Below are 16,693 nucleotides of genomic sequence, written 5' to 3' on the forward strand. Positions count from 1 at the left end.
GAGCCATGGCCATGGTTCAGTGCAAGAAGCTTGCATCGGTTTTCATCCTGAGCGGCCTCGCTTGCGCCGGTTCCGCGTTCGGGGCGAGCGGTACCTTCACGTTCGTGACGGGCGACGTCAACGTGCAGCGCGCCAACGGGCAGCGCGTTCAGGTCACCAAGGGCACTCCGGTGAACCAAGGTGACGCGATCGTCACCGGCGGGCATGGCATGGCCCAGCTCACGATGGTGGACCAGGCGAAGATCTCGCTTCGTCCCAATACCCAGTTCCAGATCGAGCAGTACGCCGACCGGCCTGATTCCGACCAGGGGGCGCTCCTGAACCTCGTGCGCGGCACCTTGCGCACCTTCACGGGCCTCATCGCCGCCCGCACCCGGGACCGCTTCGTGATGAAGACGAAGGTGGCCACCGTGGGCATTCGCGGTTCCGGCAACGTGCTCTTCGCGGGCACGGCCCCCGATTGCGATCCCGAGAAGGTGGATGCAGCGGGCGCCGGCTGCGACATCACCGTGAACCACACGATCGAGGGCAGTCACGCCGTCACCTTCGGGGACTTTTCCGGCACCGGGCTTCCGCCGCAGCAGGGCGGAGCGCAGACGCTCATCACGGGCCCCGGCCAGACGGTTCTCGTCACTGGCAAGGGCGAGGTGAAATACATCCCGACCCCGCAGTTCATCGCCGATTCGGCGTCTAACCCGACCGGCGCGGCCAAGACCAAGGGCGACGGCGGCGCAGGTTCGGGCGACTCGCGCAACTTCGGACCCAATGACAGCAGCGGTTCGAGCACGCAGCAGGGCACCTCGAACACGGTCCCGGTAGGCAACAACGGCCTGGGATTCACGTTCGTGGACGCGACGGGCAACCTGGGCTCCGACACGTCGAACCTTCGCGATATCGTCATCTCCTCCACGGGGTCCGCGTTCGAGGGGCAGGCGACGGGCGATGACGTGACGGTCGAGGGAATCGCGCTTCGGTCTTATCGCTCCTATGCGGGCACGCAGAGCAGCCTGGTGCCCACCATCGCCGGCGGCACGCAGCGCGACGTGCAGTTCATCTCGGAGGCCTCCATCACCCTGGGCCGCTGGGAAAACGGCTCGCTGGGCTACTACGGCGCGGGAAGCACGTCGCCCACGCCCGGCAGCATCCACTGGATCTATTCCGCCTCGGGCTATCCCACGTACCTTTCGGACGTCCTCACCGGCACGGCGACCTACACGCTGGCCGGGGCGACCACGCCGACCAACCAGAACAACACGGTGGGCACGCTGGGCAGCGCCACGCTCAATGTCAATTTCACGAACCGCACCCTCAATGCCATCCTGGGCGTCTCGATGCCGGGCGCAGGGGGCAACGCAGGAGGAAGCTGGTCGCTCAATGCGCAGGGTGTCCCGTTCGCGTTGAACAGCTTCTACGCCTCGACTTCGGACCGGTTGGTCGTGACCAACGGCAGCGGCCAGTCGTCCGCGAGCAATGCCAACCTGACCGGGAGCTTCGAGGGCAGCTTTGTGGGCCAGCAACTGCAAGGCGCGATCCTGGGATACGGCATCGCGGACCAGACTTCGTCCAGCTCCTCCAACTACAACGTCATTTCGGGCGTGGCCGGCTTCACCGGTCCTGCGCAGCCCGGGTCGTCCCCGTACCGCGACGGCCTCATTTCGGATCCGACGGAAAGCCTCGCGAGCGGCGTGACGCAGGTTCGTACGTATGCCACGGTGAACCGACCGGCAGAAGTGGTCGTGGATGCGGCCACGGGCGGCGTAACCGAATTCGCCGCACCTTACGCGGCCTATGGCGGACACGCGACGTACGCGCGCGGAACCGCGACCGTCCTCCAGGCAGGCACCGACCCTGAAACGGGAATGGTGTGGGGCCGCTGGTCCGGCGGAACAGCTACGGTTTCCAGCAACGGGCAGACGACCAACCTGAACCTCGCGAATTCGAGCCTGCACTACATCTTCTCGGGCTCGCAAAGCGGCCCGGTGAACCTGCCCCTGACGGGAACGGCCAGCTACGACATCATCGGCTCGACGAGCCCCACGGACCGGTCGGGGCACGTCGGCACGCTCAATACGGCTACGCTGAACGCCAACTTCACGAACCGCACGGCGGACGCGGTGGTCAACGTCACCGTCAACGGGCAAACGCTCAACGGCTTGGCGAACTCGATGCCGATCTACCGCGACCAGTATTTCTCGGCCTACACGCCGAGCCCGATCCCGGGGGCGTCGACCACGTCCCAGCTCATCCTGACGTGCAGTCCCACTTGCGGCCCCGGCTCGGGCGGCAGCATCGATGGCTTCTTCGCCGGGCGATCGGGACAGCGGGCGGGGATGAACTACAACTTGAACGGCAATGCCGGCGCGGTGGCCTTCGGCCGCCGCGGAGGGTGAAAGGGTGCTGGAAGCGGGGAAGCAGCCGCTGTAGGTTGCGATGGGTGGGCTCGTAAGGTATCAGCCAGAAATTTGAGGATAACGGGCCTGCGCCGCGAGGCGGGGTCCAACGGGACGATGCCGGGATAACGGCACGCCCGCATCGAGGTGCGACATGTCTCATGTGACCAGGTGGTTCCGGACAGCAAAGAGCGCGTCCTTCTTCTCTATCGTGCTCACTGCAGCCGCCGTGGCATCGTGGCACTCGCCGCAGGTCATGGCGGCGGCCCCGGCAGTCCGGGGCGCCCCGATGAGCAAGGTGGTCGCGATCACAAAGGCGGGCCTGTCGGCCAAGAGTTGCATCGTTCCTGCGCCGCTCATCGTCATCAGTCCCGCAAGCCTTGATTTCCCCGCGACGTCGGCGGGAAACTGCTCTTCTCCCCTGCCCTTCACGGTGACGAACGCGGGGACGAAGAGCGTCGGAATCAACTACATCAATGCAGGGGGGGAGGGAACCGACTTCTCGCTGTTTTCGAGCTCGTGCAGCGAAGTGACCCTCGCGCCCAATGGGACCTGCAGCGGCTCCGCCGTCTTCTGTCCCCTATTCTCCGCGCCCGGCGTCAAGACAGGGCAACTGGTCGTCTATCACGACGCAGGCAACAATGCGATTCCGCTCAGCGGCACGCTGACTCCGCCGGCGCCTGTCGCTGTCTTCTTGCGCTCCCCCAGTGGGAACATCGATTTTGGCATGAACTGGCTGGGCGCTCCCAACCCGACCATCGACATCACGGTCCAGAACACGGGCGCGGCCGCGATGACCGTGAGCCCCGTCACGGTGACCCCGCCGTTCTTTGAAGGTCCCAACAATTGCGGCGTCGTCAACCCGGGCGGAAGCTGCACGATCACGGTCGGATACACCGTTTCCGCAACGCCCACCATGGGCGAGGAGTACGGGACGCTCACGATTCCGCACTCGGCCCCCGGTTCACCCGAGGTGATCACCCTTGAAGGCGAAAGCGCTCCGAGGCCTGGCGTCACGTTGGCGCCTGCGCCGCCTCCGACGATATCGCCCCTTTACCTGTGGATGGAGCAGGGAAACACGACCTATGACTACGTCTATTTCACGAACCTTTCCGGGGCGCCGGTCATCCTCACCTCCGTCGACCTGGGGAGCGGCGGCAGCGGCTACTTCTGGAACGAGTCCGACACCTGCAACCCATTGCCCCTCACGCTGGCATCGGGCCAGTCCTGCTCGGTATATATGGGGTATGACTCATCCAGCGCGCCCGTCACTTCGCCGGGTTACGACGCCGACTCGCTCATCTTCACCGCCGACGGTACGCCGTACACCGCGAACCTCTATGCCGAAGTGGCTCCGCCGTATCCGACCCTGACCACCGATGTCGGACTGCTGGACTTCGGCACGGTCAATCTCGGTTCCCAGAGCGGCTGCCAGAACTTCAAGATATCGAACTATGGAAGCCAGCCGGCACCATTCTTCCTCAACGGCCCCTACTATGGCGAGTTCGTGGCCACCGGCTGCACGATCCCGACGCCAGCCTGCACGGCGACTTCCGTAACGCCGCAGACGCTCAATGGGGGCGAATTCTGCTGGGGTTCGTTCAGCTACAAGCCCACGATTGCCGGGCCGGCCACGGACGGAGTGGACGTCGTGGACGGGAATTTATACTGGGGCTATCCGGCAGGGGTTTCGCTTACCGGCACGGGCTACCAGGCGGGGCCGCGCGTCCAGGTTGACCAACCCTACCTCGACTTCGGTTCGCATCCGCTCGGCGTGTCGGCGCCTTCGCAGACGGTCACCTTCACGAACTCCGGGGACGCGAGCCTGACGGGCTACCTGTCTCCGCCCGGAGCTGTCGGGTTTAGCATCCTGGGCAATACCTGCGGCGGACCCTCGTCGACCGCCACGGTCACGATCCTTCCGGGCGGAACGTGCACGGCCACCTTCGGCTTCACGCCGACGCCCCCGGTAGGGTATGTCTACGACTGGGCGACCTTCATTTCCGATGCCCTGAACAACGGGTCCCTGGCGGTGGACATGGACGGCACCGGCACCGCGGCGCCGGAGCCTTCGGCCGATTTCTATCCGATGGAGATCCATTTCGGGAACGTCCCGGCGAACACGTCGAGTGCGTCGCAGGCTGTCTCCTTCGCCAACACGGGCAGCGGGCCAATGTCGATCAGCAGCATCGTGTCTCCGGGCGGCCAGTTCGCAATGTCGCACGATTGCCCGCTGGCTCCCGCCACGCTGGCGCCGGGTGCCTGCTGCACGATCCAGACGACGTTCAATCCGACGGCGGCTGGCCTGCAATACGGCACTATCGACATTACCTGGACGGATCCCGCTGCGCTGCCGCCGAGCCCGCTGCTCGCCCAGATTCCCGTGGACGGCACCGGCGTTCCGCCGCCGAGCATCACGGCATCGCCAGCGGGAGTCGGATTTGCGGACCAGATCATCAGCACGGTGAGCGGCCCCGTCCGGGTCCTGCTCAGCAACACCGGGATCACGGACATCACCGTCACGGGTTATGCCGTGAGCGGCGATTTCTCCGCCTCCGCTCCCGTGGCACTTCCGCCGGTACCGGTCTCGGCTCCGCTGCTGAAGCGCACTATGCCGGTCAGAGGCAAGGCGGCAGGACCGAAAGCGGCATCGCCTCCTGCCTTGCCCTGCGGGCCAGGCTATCTCGAGAAAGGATTGGCCTGCTACATCGATGTTTCGTTCAAGCCGACCGCTCTCGGCCTTCGCACCGGCGCCCTGGTCCTGGCGTTCACGGGCGGGACCGGAAGCCCGGCCGTTGTACCGCTATCGGGCAACGGAACACCCAAGGACTTCCCCGCGATCTCGGTTTCGACCGAAACTCTCGCGTTCGGCGAGGTCGTCATCGGCGTGACGTCCAGCCTGAGAGTGACGGTATCGAGCATCGGCACGTCCCCGCTTGCAGTCACCGGAGTGAGAACCTTCGGGCCGGCCTTCGCGGCGTCGACGGGTTGCACGGCGTCGCAGGCACCGGGCACATCGTGCGAGGTCACCGTGGACTGCAGGCCTGTCGCGCTCGGGCTGGCGACCGGCGACCTCTACATCGACCACAACGCGTCGGGAGGCTACAAGAACCTGAAGCTCAGCTGCACCGGCGTGCCTCTGCCGAAACCGAGGATCGATGTCTCGGCCACGGGAGTGAGCTTCGGCAACCAGGCGCTCGGAACGACGAGTTCCTCGCAGTCGGTGGTCATCAAGAGCGTGGGCACCGCGCCCCTCGCCATCCGAGGCATCGGCACGAACTCGCCCTTCGCGGCGACCCATGGTTGCCCGGCGACGCTGGAGCCGGGATCCAGCTGCATCGCCAGGGTGAACTTCACGCCGATGAGGTCTGGCGGGCAGGCGGACAAGCTCGGCATCGGAAGCAACGATCCCGACCGCCCGGCGATCAACGTGGACCTCTCCGGCACCGGTTGCCGACCGTTCACGGTGGCGGCCGGCCGGCGGGGAACCAACCTTTGCGCGCCCTGAGAGGCGAATCCGGTTGATGCAGAGACAGAGCTGAGGAAAACGGGCCTCCCTCCGCGAGGGTGGGGCCGCACGGGACGATGCCGGGATAACGGCACGTTCCCAATGGAGGTGCAATATGGCACGAATGACAGACTGTTTCAGCACCGTGAATCGCAGGGCTCTCCTTTCTGTCCTGCTTCTCGCGGCCGCCCTGGCGTCGTGGCAGTCGCCGGCGGCGTCGGCGCAGCAGCCGGGAGCGCGTCAGGCGCCCATGAGCAAGGTGCTCGCGCTCATTCGCGGCAACAAGGCGCTCGGGAGCTGCCATCCCGCCCTTGCGGTCTCCATTTCCCCGTCGCCAATCGTTTTCCCCAGCGCCATTCCAGTTGGCACGAGCGGATGCGCTTCCCCCCAGTCCTTCACGGTGACCAACGCGGGGAACGTGAGCCTGGATGTTGCGTATGTGTCGACTGACACGGAGATGTATGGAGGCAGCGCCCCCTTGTCGGCGAAGAGTTATTACGGGGACTATTCCTTCGACTCGAGCGGATGCAGCGAATACACGCTCGCTCCCGGCGCGTCGTGCACCGGGTCCGTGACCTTCTGCGCGCAGCCGTCTGCCAGCCAGGGATCGAAGTTGGGCACGCTTTTCGTCTATACGAGTGCGCCGAGCAGCCCGCACGCAGTCACCCTGACGGGCACGGTCGGGCCGGGGCCGCTGGCGCCAGTATTCTCCGCCACGCCGGATTACCTCGACTTCGGCAACGTGCCGCTGGGTTCGACTTCAGACGCGCAACATGTCACGGTGCGCAACATCGGAAGCGCACCGATGACGGTGAATTCCATCACCGCGACGCCGCCGTTCGCGGTTGATGACGACGGGTGTACCGCGGTCCCAGTCCCACCGGGTGACGTGTGCGGGATCGACGTCACCTTTATCGCCGGGTCGGCCCCGCAATCCGAGGTCTCCGGGACGCTCACCATCAATCACTCGGCCGCGGGCTCGCCCGGGTCGGTCTCCCTGTATGCGAATGCCGTCGCATTGCCTGGCGTCACGCTCCTGTCGCCGACCGGCTCCATCCAGGAGGACCTGAATATCGATGTCGAAGTCGGTTCGGTCATCTCGGCAACCGTCTTTTTCAAGAACCTGAGCCCCGGCAGCATTACGATCTACGACCTCTTCCTGGACTGCGTCGAATGCGGCATCTCAATCGTCAGCGACAACTGCTACAACAATACGATTGCCACGGGCCAGACCTGCTCCGTCGATCTTCAGCTCGACGCCACCTATGAATCCGCCGGAAACACCCTGTCGGACATTCTCTACTTCGGGGACGGCGAGAGCACCTACCAGGTCGACCTGTACGGCTACGTGACCGCGCCCTATTCCTCGGTCGATATCACGCCCTGGTACAACGATTTCGGCGCGGTGGGCGTCGGAAGCCAGAGCGCCTGTGTCAATTTCCAGGTGACGAACATGAGCTCGGCGACCATCTACCTGAGCGCCCAGGGACCGTACTACGGCCAGTTCACGGCTGCGGGATGCACGCCTCCCGGCGCCACTTGCTCCGGGAGTGCGATGGCACCTGAGGAGTCATGCTGGGCTTCGCTGCGATATGCGCCCTCGGGCACGGGTTATGCGTCTGACTATCTCGATATCTATTATTCCGACGGGGAAAGCAGTCCGGCATATGTCGCGGGTGCCTTTTACGAAGGGTACGGTATTCAGCCCGGGCCGATGATCGACGTGTATCCAGGCTACTGGTCGTTCGGCAGCCAGCAGGTCGGAAGCCCGGCGCCCTCACGGGCGTTCACGGTGACGAACATTGGCGACCAACCGCTGAACATTTCCGCAGCGTCGGTCGCTGGCCCCGAGTTCACGGTTTCGCCCGACGCGGCCTGCACGCCGCCGGCGACCCTTGCGCCGGGATCCAGTTGCACGATCACCGGCAATTTCACGCCGTCCGCGGTGGGGTACTTCACCGACAACCTCACGATCACCTCTGACGCGGTGAATACCACCGCGTACGTCATCAGCATGGATGGCAGCGGGGCGCCACTGCCCACGCCGTCGGCCGACTACTACCCGATGTCGCTCGATTTCGGAAGCGTGCCCTACAACGCCACGAGCGCTGCAAAGACCGTCTTCTTCGCCAACCCGGGCAGCGCCCCGATGGCAATCTCGAGCATCCTGTCGAGCGCCGGCGACTTCCTGGTCTCCCACGATTGCCCGGCGATCCTCGATGCGAATTCCTGCTGCCGCATCTTTGCGCAATTCCATCCGACGACCGTGGTGCCGCAGACCGAGATGATCACGGTGACCACGGACGCAGGGGATAGCCCGCATCAGATCACGGTCACGGGCACCGGCATTCCGCCCCCGAGCATCACGGCGAGCCCGGCCGGGTTTGCCTTCCCCGACCAGGTCGTCGGGACCGCTAGCGCCCCCGTGGCCATCGTGTTCACGAATACCGGGATCACGAACGTCACGGTCTCGGGCTATACGGTGAGCGGCGACTTCCAGGCGTCGGCCCCTGTGGCGATGCCGCTGATTCCCGCGTCCGCGCCACTGCTGAAGCGTGGCACGACAGCCCACGGCAAGGCAGCGAGGTCGAAGGCCGCGGCGCCGCCGCCGATTCCCTGCGGCCCCGGGGACCTTGCCATCGGGGACGCCTGCTACGTGACGGTGGTATTCAAGCCGACGGCGCTCGACCTTCGCACCGGCTCCCTCGTCCTGGCGTTCTCCGGCGGGACTGGCAACCCCGCGGTGGTACCGCTGGCGGGCTACGGCATGCCGGCGGAATTCCCGGCCATCTCGCTCTCGACAGATGTCATCGACTTCGGCGAAGTGGTCGTGGGGACGAGTTCCAGCAAGTTGCTGACCGTGACGAGCACTGGCACCGCGCCGCTGGTGGTTTCCGGAGTGTCCACGCCGGGAGCCGGGGGCATCTTCCTGGCCGAAACGGCCTGCCGCACCGTGGCGCCTGGAGCCTCCTGCGCCATCACCGTGACCTGCACGCCGAGCTTGTTCACGAATGTCACCGGCGACCTCTATGTGGACAGCAATGTCCGCGGGATCAAGCATGTGACGCTCATCTGCACGGGCGCGAGAAAGCCGGTACCGAAGATCGATGTCTCGCTCACCTCGATCGGGTTTGGCAATCAATCGCTCGGGACGTCGAGCAACGCGCAGCAGCTCCTCATCAAGAGCGTTGGCACGGCGCCCCTCGCCATCCGCGGCATCGGCACGAACTCGCCCTTCGCGGTGGACCATGCCTGCCCGGCGACGCTGGAGCCGGGGTCGAGCTGCATTGCCAGGGTGAATTTCACGCCGATGAGGCCTGGCGGGCAGGCTGACAAGCTCGGCATTGGAAGCAACGACCCCGATCGCCCGGCGATCAACGTGGACCTCTCCGGCACCGGCTGCCGGCCGTTCTCGGTCACGGCGGCAAGGCGGGGGACCGACCCCTGCGGGCCGTGAGCCGCCGAACCCGGGACGTCCGCGCCACCGGTAGCTTGTGACACAAACCCCCGCCTCGGCGGGGGTTTGCCTTGCGACTCCCGGAAGGCGTGGGTTAGGATTCCGCTCTACCCGCCGAACGGCGTCCGGAACCCCGGATAGAAAGCGTCGCGGCACACCTCCCTTGCGGAAGCGATGGCCGAAGACATCATCCTCGAAACCCGCGGGCTCACGAAGGAGTTCAAGGGCTTCGTCGCCGTGGACCGCGTGGACCTCAAGGTCAGGCGCGGCACCATCCATGCGCTCATCGGGCCCAACGGGGCGGGGAAGACCACGACCTTCAACCTGCTCACGAAATTCCTGCCGTCCACGGCCGGGTCCATCCTTTTCAACGGCCACGACATCACGCACGAGAAGCCCGCGGACGTGGCCAGGCGAGGCATCATCCGCTCCTTCCAGATCTCCGCCGTCTTCCCCAACCTCACGGTGCTGGAAAACGTGCGCATCGCCCTGCAAAGGAGCCTGGGGACGAGCTTTCATTTCTGGCGGGCGGAGTCCTCGCTCGATGCGCTCAATGACCGGGCGCTGGCGATCCTGGACCGCGTGGACCTGCGTCGATTCGCGCAGACCAACGCCGTCGAGCTCGCCTATGGCCGCAAGCGCACACTCGAGATCGCGACCACGCTCGCGATGGAGCCGGAGCTGATGCTGCTGGACGAGCCGACCTCCGGCATGGGCCGCGAGGACGTCGATCTGGTCAAGAACCTCATCAAGGACGTGGCGCGCGGCCGCACGGTGCTGATGGTCGAGCACAACATGGGCGTGGTCGCGGGCATCTGCGACACGATCACCGTGCTGCAGCGCGGCGCGGTGCTCACCGAAGGTCCTTACGCCGAGGTCGCCGCCAACCCGCAGGTGATCGAGGCCTACATGGGCACTCCGGAGGCCGCCCATGGCTGAGGTCCTTCGCATCGAGCACCTGAACGCGTGGTACGGCGAGTCGCATATCCTTCATGGCGTGGACCTGACCGTGAACAAGGGCGAGGTGGTGACGCTCCTGGGGCGCAACGGCTCGGGGCGCACGACCACGCTCAAGTCGATCATGGGGCTGGTGGGGCGGCGCTCCGGATCCATCGTCGTGAACGGGCAGGAGACGCTCACCTGGTCCACGCACAAGGTCGCCCGCCTGGGGATCGGCTATTGCCCCGAGGAACGCGCCATCTTCTCGAGCCTCTCCGTCGAGGAGAACCTCATGCTCCCGCCGCGGATCGGCGAGGGCGGCATGAGCGTGGACGAGATCTACGAGATGTTTCCCAACCTGCGCGAGAGGCGAAGCACCGCGCAGGGGACCAAGCTTTCCGGCGGCGAGCAGCAGATGCTCGCCATGGCCCGCATACTGCGAACCGGCGCGCACCTGCTGCTGCTGGACGAGATCACCGAAGGGCTGGCTCCCGTGATCGTGCAGGCGCTGGGCCGTATCATCCTGAAACTCAAGGAACGCGGCTTCACCATCGTGCTGGTCGAGCAGAACTTCCGCTTCGCCGCGCCGCTCGCCGACCGGTTCTACGTGATGGAGCACGGAAAGATCGCGGAGAAGTTCACCGCAAGCGAACTGGAGAGTAAGACGCAATTGCTTCACGAATTCCTGGGTGTGTAGTCAAACAATGCATAGAGGAGACTCGAAGATGATTTTCAAGCGCAAACTGCTTTCCGCCGCCGCCATGCTGGCCCTCACGGCCGGCGCGGCGCATGCCCAGATCTCGGGCAACGTCGTGAAGATCGGCATTCTCAACGACCAGTCGAGCCTCTACGCCGACCTTTCCGGGCAGGGCTCCGTCCTGGCCGCGAAGATGGCCATCGAGGATTTCGGCGCGGCGAAGAAGGGGATCAAGACGGAAGTGATCTTCGCCGACCACCAGAACAAGCCGGACGTGGGCTCGCAGATTGCCCGCAAGTGGATCGATTCCGAAGGCGTCGACGTGATCGTCGACACGCCGAACTCTGGCGTGGCCCTCGCCGTGAACGACGTGGTGCGCGAGAAGGGCAAGGTCTTCATCAACTCCGGCGCCGCATCCTCGGACCTTACCGGCGCGAAGTGCTCGCCCAATACGGTTCACTGGACCTATGACACCTGGATGCTCGCCAACGGCACCGGCAACGCCATCGTGAAGACCGGCGGCAACACGTGGTTCTTCATCACCGCCGACTATGCCTTCGGTCACGCGCTCGAGCGCGACACCGAAGCGGTGGTGCTCAAGGCCGGCGGCAAGGTGCTGGGCAAGGTGCGCCACCCCCTCAACACGCAGGACTTCTCCTCGTTCCTGCTGCAGGCGCAGGCGTCGAAGGCGAAGATCATCGGCCTGGCCAATGCCGGCGGCGACACGACCAACTCGATCAAGCAGGCCTCCGAGTTCGGGATCGTCAAGGGCGGCCAGAACCTGGCGGGCCTGCTCGTGTTCCTCACGGACGTGCACGGCCTGGGCCTGGAGAAGGCGCAGGGCCTCATCTTCACGACGACCTTCTACTGGGACAGGGACGATGCCGGGCGGGCATTTGCCAAGCGCTTCTCGGCGGCCAACGGCGGGAAATACCCGACGATGGTGCACGCGGGCGTGTACGCGGGGGTGCTGCACTACCTGAAGGCGGTGGAAGCGATCAAGAGCGACGACGGCACGAAGGTCGTGGCCGAGATGAAGAAGCTTCCCACCGACGATCCGCTCTTCGGCAAGGGCATGATCCGCGCCGATGGCCGCAAGATCCACCCGGCGTACCTCGTGGAAGTGAAGAAGCCGTCGGAGTCGAAGGGTCCCTACGACTACTACAAGATCAGGGCGACGATTCCGGCCGATCAGGCGTTCCGCCCGCTCGACCAGGGCAACTGCCCACTCGTCGCCAAGAAATAGGGAAGATCGGGAACCGTGATCGAGCGGACGCCCTTCGGGGCGCCGCTCATCACCAACAGACAGCCTGCTGACTGACATGACAGAGATATTCGGCGTTCCCACCCAGGCGTTGTTCGGGCAACTCTTGATCGGCCTGATCAACGGCTCGTTCTATGCCCTTTTGTCGCTGGGACTCGCGGTCATCTTCGGGCTGCTCAACATCATCAACTTCACGCACGGCGCGCAGTACATGATGGGCGCGTTCGCGGCGTATTTCCTCCTGGAGAAGCTGGGGCTCAACTACTGGTGGGCGCTGGTCCTCGCGCCGCTGGCGGTGGGCTTCACGGGCGTGGTGTTCGAGCGCCTGATGATCTCGCGCCTCTACAAGCTGGACCACCTTTACGGTCTGCTCCTCACCTTCGGACTCGCCCTCGTCATCCAGGGGGCGTTCCGGCATGAATTCGGCTCGACCGGCCTGCCGTACTCTTTCCCGGAAGTCCTCACCGGCGGCAACAACCTGGGCTTCATGTTCCTGCCCAAGTACCGTGCGTGGGTCATCGTGGCCTCGCTCATCGTCTGCGTTGGCACCTGGTTCGTGATCGAGCGCACCAAGCTCGGGGCCTACCTGCGCGCGGCCACGGAGAACCCGGCCATGGTGCAGGCATTCGGCGTCAACGTGCCGCGGATGATCACGCTTACCTACGGCTTCGGGGTCGGCCTCGCGGGGCTGGCCGGCGTCATGGCGGCGCCCATCTACCAGGTGAATCCGCTCATGGGCGCGGACACGATCATCGTCGTGTTCGCGGTCGTGGTGATCGGCGGCATGGGTTCCATCATGGGCGCCATCGTCACCGGCTTCGGGCTGGGCGTCATCGAGGGGCTCACGAAGGTCTTCTATCCCGAGGCGTCCAACACGGTCATCTTCGTCATCATGGCGATCGTCCTCATGATCCGGCCCCAGGGCCTCTTCGGGAGCCGCTAGGGTCATGACGGACGACGCCTACAAGCCGCACGCCTCGCGCGACGACGCGGCCGAGGCCCGGTATCACCGCCGGGCATTCCTGGTGATGATGGTCCTTTTCATCGCCGCACCCGCCGTGGTGTACCCCGTATTCGCGATGAAGGCGCTCTGCTTTGCCCTGTTCGCCTGCGCGTTCAACCTGCTTCTCGGCTTCGGCGGGCTGCTTTCCTTCGGCCACTCGATGTTCCTGGGAATGGCCGGCTACGTTTCCGCCCACGCGGCCAAGGTGTGGGGACTGCCGCCGGAATTCGCCATCCTCGCGGGAACCGGCGCCGCGACGCTGCTCGGCTTCGTCACCGGGCTGCTCGCCATCCGCCGGCAGGGCATCTACTTCGCGATGATCACGCTGGCGCTCGCGCAGATGGTCTTCTTCTTCTGCCTGCAGGCGCCGTTCACGGGCGGCGAGGACGGCATCCAGTCCGTTCCGCGCGGCTCCTTCCTCGGGTTTCTCGACCTGCGCAACATGACCGTCCTGTACTACGTCGTGCTCGCGATCTTCACCGCGGGCTTCCTGCTCATCTACCGGATCATCCACTCGCCTTTCGGGCAGGTGCTCAAGGCGATCCGCGAGAACGAGCCGCGCGCCATCTCGCTGGGCTACCGGACGGAACACTACAAGCTCGCCGCGTTCGTCCTTTCGGCGGGCCTCGCCGGGCTCGCGGGCGCCACCAAGGCCATCGTCTTCCAGCTCGCTTCCCTCACCGACGTGCACTGGTCCATGTCGGGCGAGGTGGTCCTCATGACGCTTCTGGGCGGCATGGGCACGATCTTCGGGCCCGTGGTGGGCGCCTTCGCCATCATCACGATGGAGAACTACCTGGCCGAGCTGGGCTCCTGGTTCACGATCACGCAGGGCGCCATCTTCGTGGTCTGCGTGCTGGCGTTCCGCCGCGGCATCATCGGCGAGCTCGAGGCGTGGCTCAGACGCCACCGAAGCGGCTGACAGGTGCGCCCATGCCGCGATTCCGCGCCGCGGATCTGCCTCGCAACGCCGCCAACCACGTCGCGCTCTCACCAGTTTCCTTCCTGAGGCGCGCGGCCGAGACCTGGCCGGGCAAGGTGGCCGTGCGCCACGGCGAGGCGGTGTTCACCTACACGCAATTCGAATCGCGCTGCCGCAGGCTCGCCTCGGCGCTCGCGAATCGCGGCATCGGGCGCGGCGATACCGTCGCGATCATGGCGCCCAACGTACCGGCGATGCTGGAGGCCCACTACGCCGTTCCCGGCCTGGGCGCCGTGCTGAACGCGCTCAATTTCCGGCTGGACGCGGGGACCATCGCCTACTGCCTCGCGCACGGCGGCGCGAAGGTGCTCATCACGGATCGCGAGTTCTCGCCCGTGGTGGAAAGGGCCCTGTCGCTTTGCAAGAAGCGGCCCCTCGTCATCGACATCGACGATCCGCTGGGCTCTGGCGGCGAACTGCTGGGAGAACTCACCTACGAGGTCTTGCTGGAGGAGGGCGATCCCGCCTTTCTCCTTTCCGGTCCTCGCGACGAGTGGGACTCGCTGGGGCTGCTTTACACGTCGGGCACGACGGGGGATCCCAAGGGCGTGGTCTATCACCACCGCGGCGCGTATCTCAACGCCCTCGGCAATGCGCTTGCGTTCGGCCTCACGCCGAAGTCCGTGTATCTGTGGACGCTGCCGATGTTCCACTGCAACGGCTGGACATACACGTGGGCCGTGACCGCGGTGGGCGGCACCCACGTGTGCCTGAGGAAGGTGGACCCGGCGCTCATCTTCCCGGCCATCGCCCGCCACCGCGTCACACACCTGTGCGGCGCGCCCATCGTGCTGAACCTCCTGGTGCACGCGCCCGACGAGGTGAAGATTCGGCCCGGCCACGAGGTCGAAGTCGCCACCGGAGGCGCCGCGCCACCTTCGGCCATCATCGAGGCGATGGAGAAGATGGGCTTTCGCGTGACGCATCTCTACGGGCTCACGGAGAGCTACGGCCCGGCCACGCTCTGCGCCTGGCAGGACGAGTGGGCGGGGCTCGATCTCGAGGCGCGCGCCCGCCTCATGGCCCGGCAGGGGGTGCGCTATCCCACGCTCGAGGACGTGCAGGTCGCCGACCCGCTCACCCACGAGCGGGCAACCCGCGACGGCAAGACCCTGGGCGAGGTGATGCTGCGTGGCAACACGATCATGAAGGGCTACCTCGCGAATCCGAAGGCTACCGAAGCCGCGTTTCGCGAAGGCTGGTATCACACCGGGGATCTCGCGGTGTGGCATCCCGACGGCTACATCGAGGTGAAGGACCGCTCCAAGGACATCATCATCTCGGGGGGCGAGAACATCTCTTCGCTCGAAGTCGAGGAATGCCTGTATCGCCATCCGGCGGTCATGGAGGCGGCTGTCGTCGCCCGGCCTGACGAGAAGTGGGGCGAGACGCCGTGCGCGTTCGTGACGCTCAAGCCGGGCGCGGGACAGGTCGCTCCGGCAGAGATCATCGCCTGGTGCCGCGAGCATATCGCCCACTTCAAGATCCCGCGCACCGTGGTATTCGGGGAACTGCCCAAGACTTCGACCGGCAAGATCCAGAAGTTCGTCCTGAGGGAGCGGGCGGGCAGGCTCGCGTAGCCGCGGGCGGAGGCTGCGCGACGCCGTGCCCGTTACCCGATTCGGGGGGGACTGAAATGCCTCGTTCGGTTATAATTCAAACGCTCGTTTGAAACCTCCCTGACTTCCGGATCCCGCTGCCATGAAAATCCTCGTTCCCGTGAAGCGAGTCGTCGATTACAACGTGAAGGTCCGCGTAAAGGCGGATTCGACCGGCGTCGAGCTCGCCAACGTCAAGATGTCGATGAACCCCTTCGACGAGATCGCCGTCGAGGAAGCCCTCAAGCTCAAGGAAGCGGGCAAGGCGACCGAGGTCGTGGCCGTCTCCGCCGGCACAATGGCCTGCCAGGAGACACTGCGCACGGCGCTCGCCATGGGGGCGGACCGCGCGATCCTCATCGAGACCGACGCGGAACTGCAGCCGCTTGCGGTGGCCAAGCTCCTGAAGGCGGTGGTTGCGAAGGAGTCCGCGCAGCTCGTCATCGCCGGCAAGCAGGCCATCGACGACGACGCGAACCAGATGGGCCAGATGCTTGCGGCACTTCTCGACTGGGCTCAAGTCACCTCGGCCTCGAAGGTCGTGGCCGACGGCGGCAAGCTCACCGTCACGCGCGAGATAGACGGCGGCCTGGAAACGGTGGAGGTCGCCTTGCCGGCGGTGCTCACCGCGGACCTGCGCCTCAACACCCCACGCTACGCTACGCTGCCCAACATCATGAAGGCGAAGAAGAAGCCGCTGGATACCCTCAAGCCCGCGGACCTCGGCGTTGACGTGGCCCCGCGCCTGAAGACGCTCAAGGTGGCCGAGCCGCCGAAGCGCAAGGGCGGCGTGATCGTGAAGGACGTGGCCGAGCTGGTCGCGAAGCTCAAATCCGAAGCGAAGGTGATCTAGCC

At 65.5% G+C, this 16,693-nt stretch carries 10 protein-coding genes; all 10 read left to right on the forward strand.

Going from position 1 to position 16,693, the window contains the following annotated elements:
- The first annotated feature begins 11 nt into the window (after positions 1 to 11).
- The 10 genes from IPP91_01355 to IPP91_01400 all read left to right on the forward strand — a co-directional run bounded on the left by IPP91_01355 (position 12) and on the right by IPP91_01400 (position 16,691).
- Positions 12 to 2,390, forward strand: coding sequence for a FecR domain-containing protein (locus IPP91_01355; protein ID MBL0140730.1), 2,379 nt, complete (start codon positions 12 to 14; stop codon positions 2,388 to 2,390).
- 289 nt (positions 2,391 to 2,679) lie between these two features.
- Positions 2,680 to 5,898 carry a choice-of-anchor D domain-containing protein gene (locus IPP91_01360; GenBank protein MBL0140731.1) on the forward strand — a complete coding sequence of 1,073 codons (3,219 nt, stop codon included), beginning with the start codon at positions 2,680 to 2,682 and terminating at the stop codon, positions 5,896 to 5,898.
- Between the two features lie 115 nt (positions 5,899 to 6,013).
- Positions 6,014 to 9,355 (forward strand): choice-of-anchor D domain-containing protein, encoded by a 3,342-nt coding sequence (locus tag IPP91_01365; protein MBL0140732.1) that lies wholly within the window; start codon positions 6,014 to 6,016, stop codon positions 9,353 to 9,355.
- Positions 9,356 to 9,529: 174 nt separating this feature from the next.
- Positions 9,530 to 10,294 carry an ABC transporter ATP-binding protein gene (locus tag IPP91_01370; GenBank protein MBL0140733.1) on the forward strand — a complete coding sequence of 255 codons (765 nt, stop codon included), beginning with the start codon at positions 9,530 to 9,532 and terminating at the stop codon, positions 10,292 to 10,294.
- Positions 10,287 to 10,991 (forward strand): ABC transporter ATP-binding protein, encoded by a 705-nt coding sequence (locus IPP91_01375; GenBank protein ID MBL0140734.1) that lies wholly within the window; start codon positions 10,287 to 10,289, stop codon positions 10,989 to 10,991. Before IPP91_01370 ends, IPP91_01375 begins: the two co-directional genes overlap by 8 nt.
- A gap of 28 nt (positions 10,992 to 11,019) precedes the next feature.
- Positions 11,020 to 12,237 (forward strand): ABC transporter substrate-binding protein, encoded by a 1,218-nt coding sequence (locus IPP91_01380; protein MBL0140735.1) that lies wholly within the window; start codon positions 11,020 to 11,022, stop codon positions 12,235 to 12,237.
- A 76-nt stretch (positions 12,238 to 12,313) separates the two neighbouring features.
- Positions 12,314 to 13,198 (forward strand): branched-chain amino acid ABC transporter permease, encoded by an 885-nt coding sequence (locus IPP91_01385; GenBank protein MBL0140736.1) that lies wholly within the window; start codon positions 12,314 to 12,316, stop codon positions 13,196 to 13,198.
- Positions 13,199 to 13,202: 4 nt separating this feature from the next.
- Positions 13,203 to 14,180 (forward strand): branched-chain amino acid ABC transporter permease, encoded by a 978-nt coding sequence (locus IPP91_01390; protein MBL0140737.1) that lies wholly within the window; start codon positions 13,203 to 13,205, stop codon positions 14,178 to 14,180.
- An 11-nt stretch (positions 14,181 to 14,191) separates the two neighbouring features.
- Positions 14,192 to 15,820, forward strand: a complete 1,629-nt coding sequence (locus tag IPP91_01395) for an acyl-CoA synthetase (protein ID MBL0140738.1) — start codon at positions 14,192 to 14,194, stop codon at positions 15,818 to 15,820.
- Between the two features lie 121 nt (positions 15,821 to 15,941).
- Complete coding sequence (locus IPP91_01400) at positions 15,942 to 16,691, forward strand: electron transfer flavoprotein subunit beta/FixA family protein (protein MBL0140739.1); 750 nt, start codon at positions 15,942 to 15,944, stop codon at positions 16,689 to 16,691.
- Positions 16,692 to 16,693: the final 2 nt, after the last annotated feature.

The organism is Betaproteobacteria bacterium (assembly GCA_016720855.1).
GTDB lineage: Bacteria > Pseudomonadota > Gammaproteobacteria > Burkholderiales > Usitatibacteraceae > FEB-7.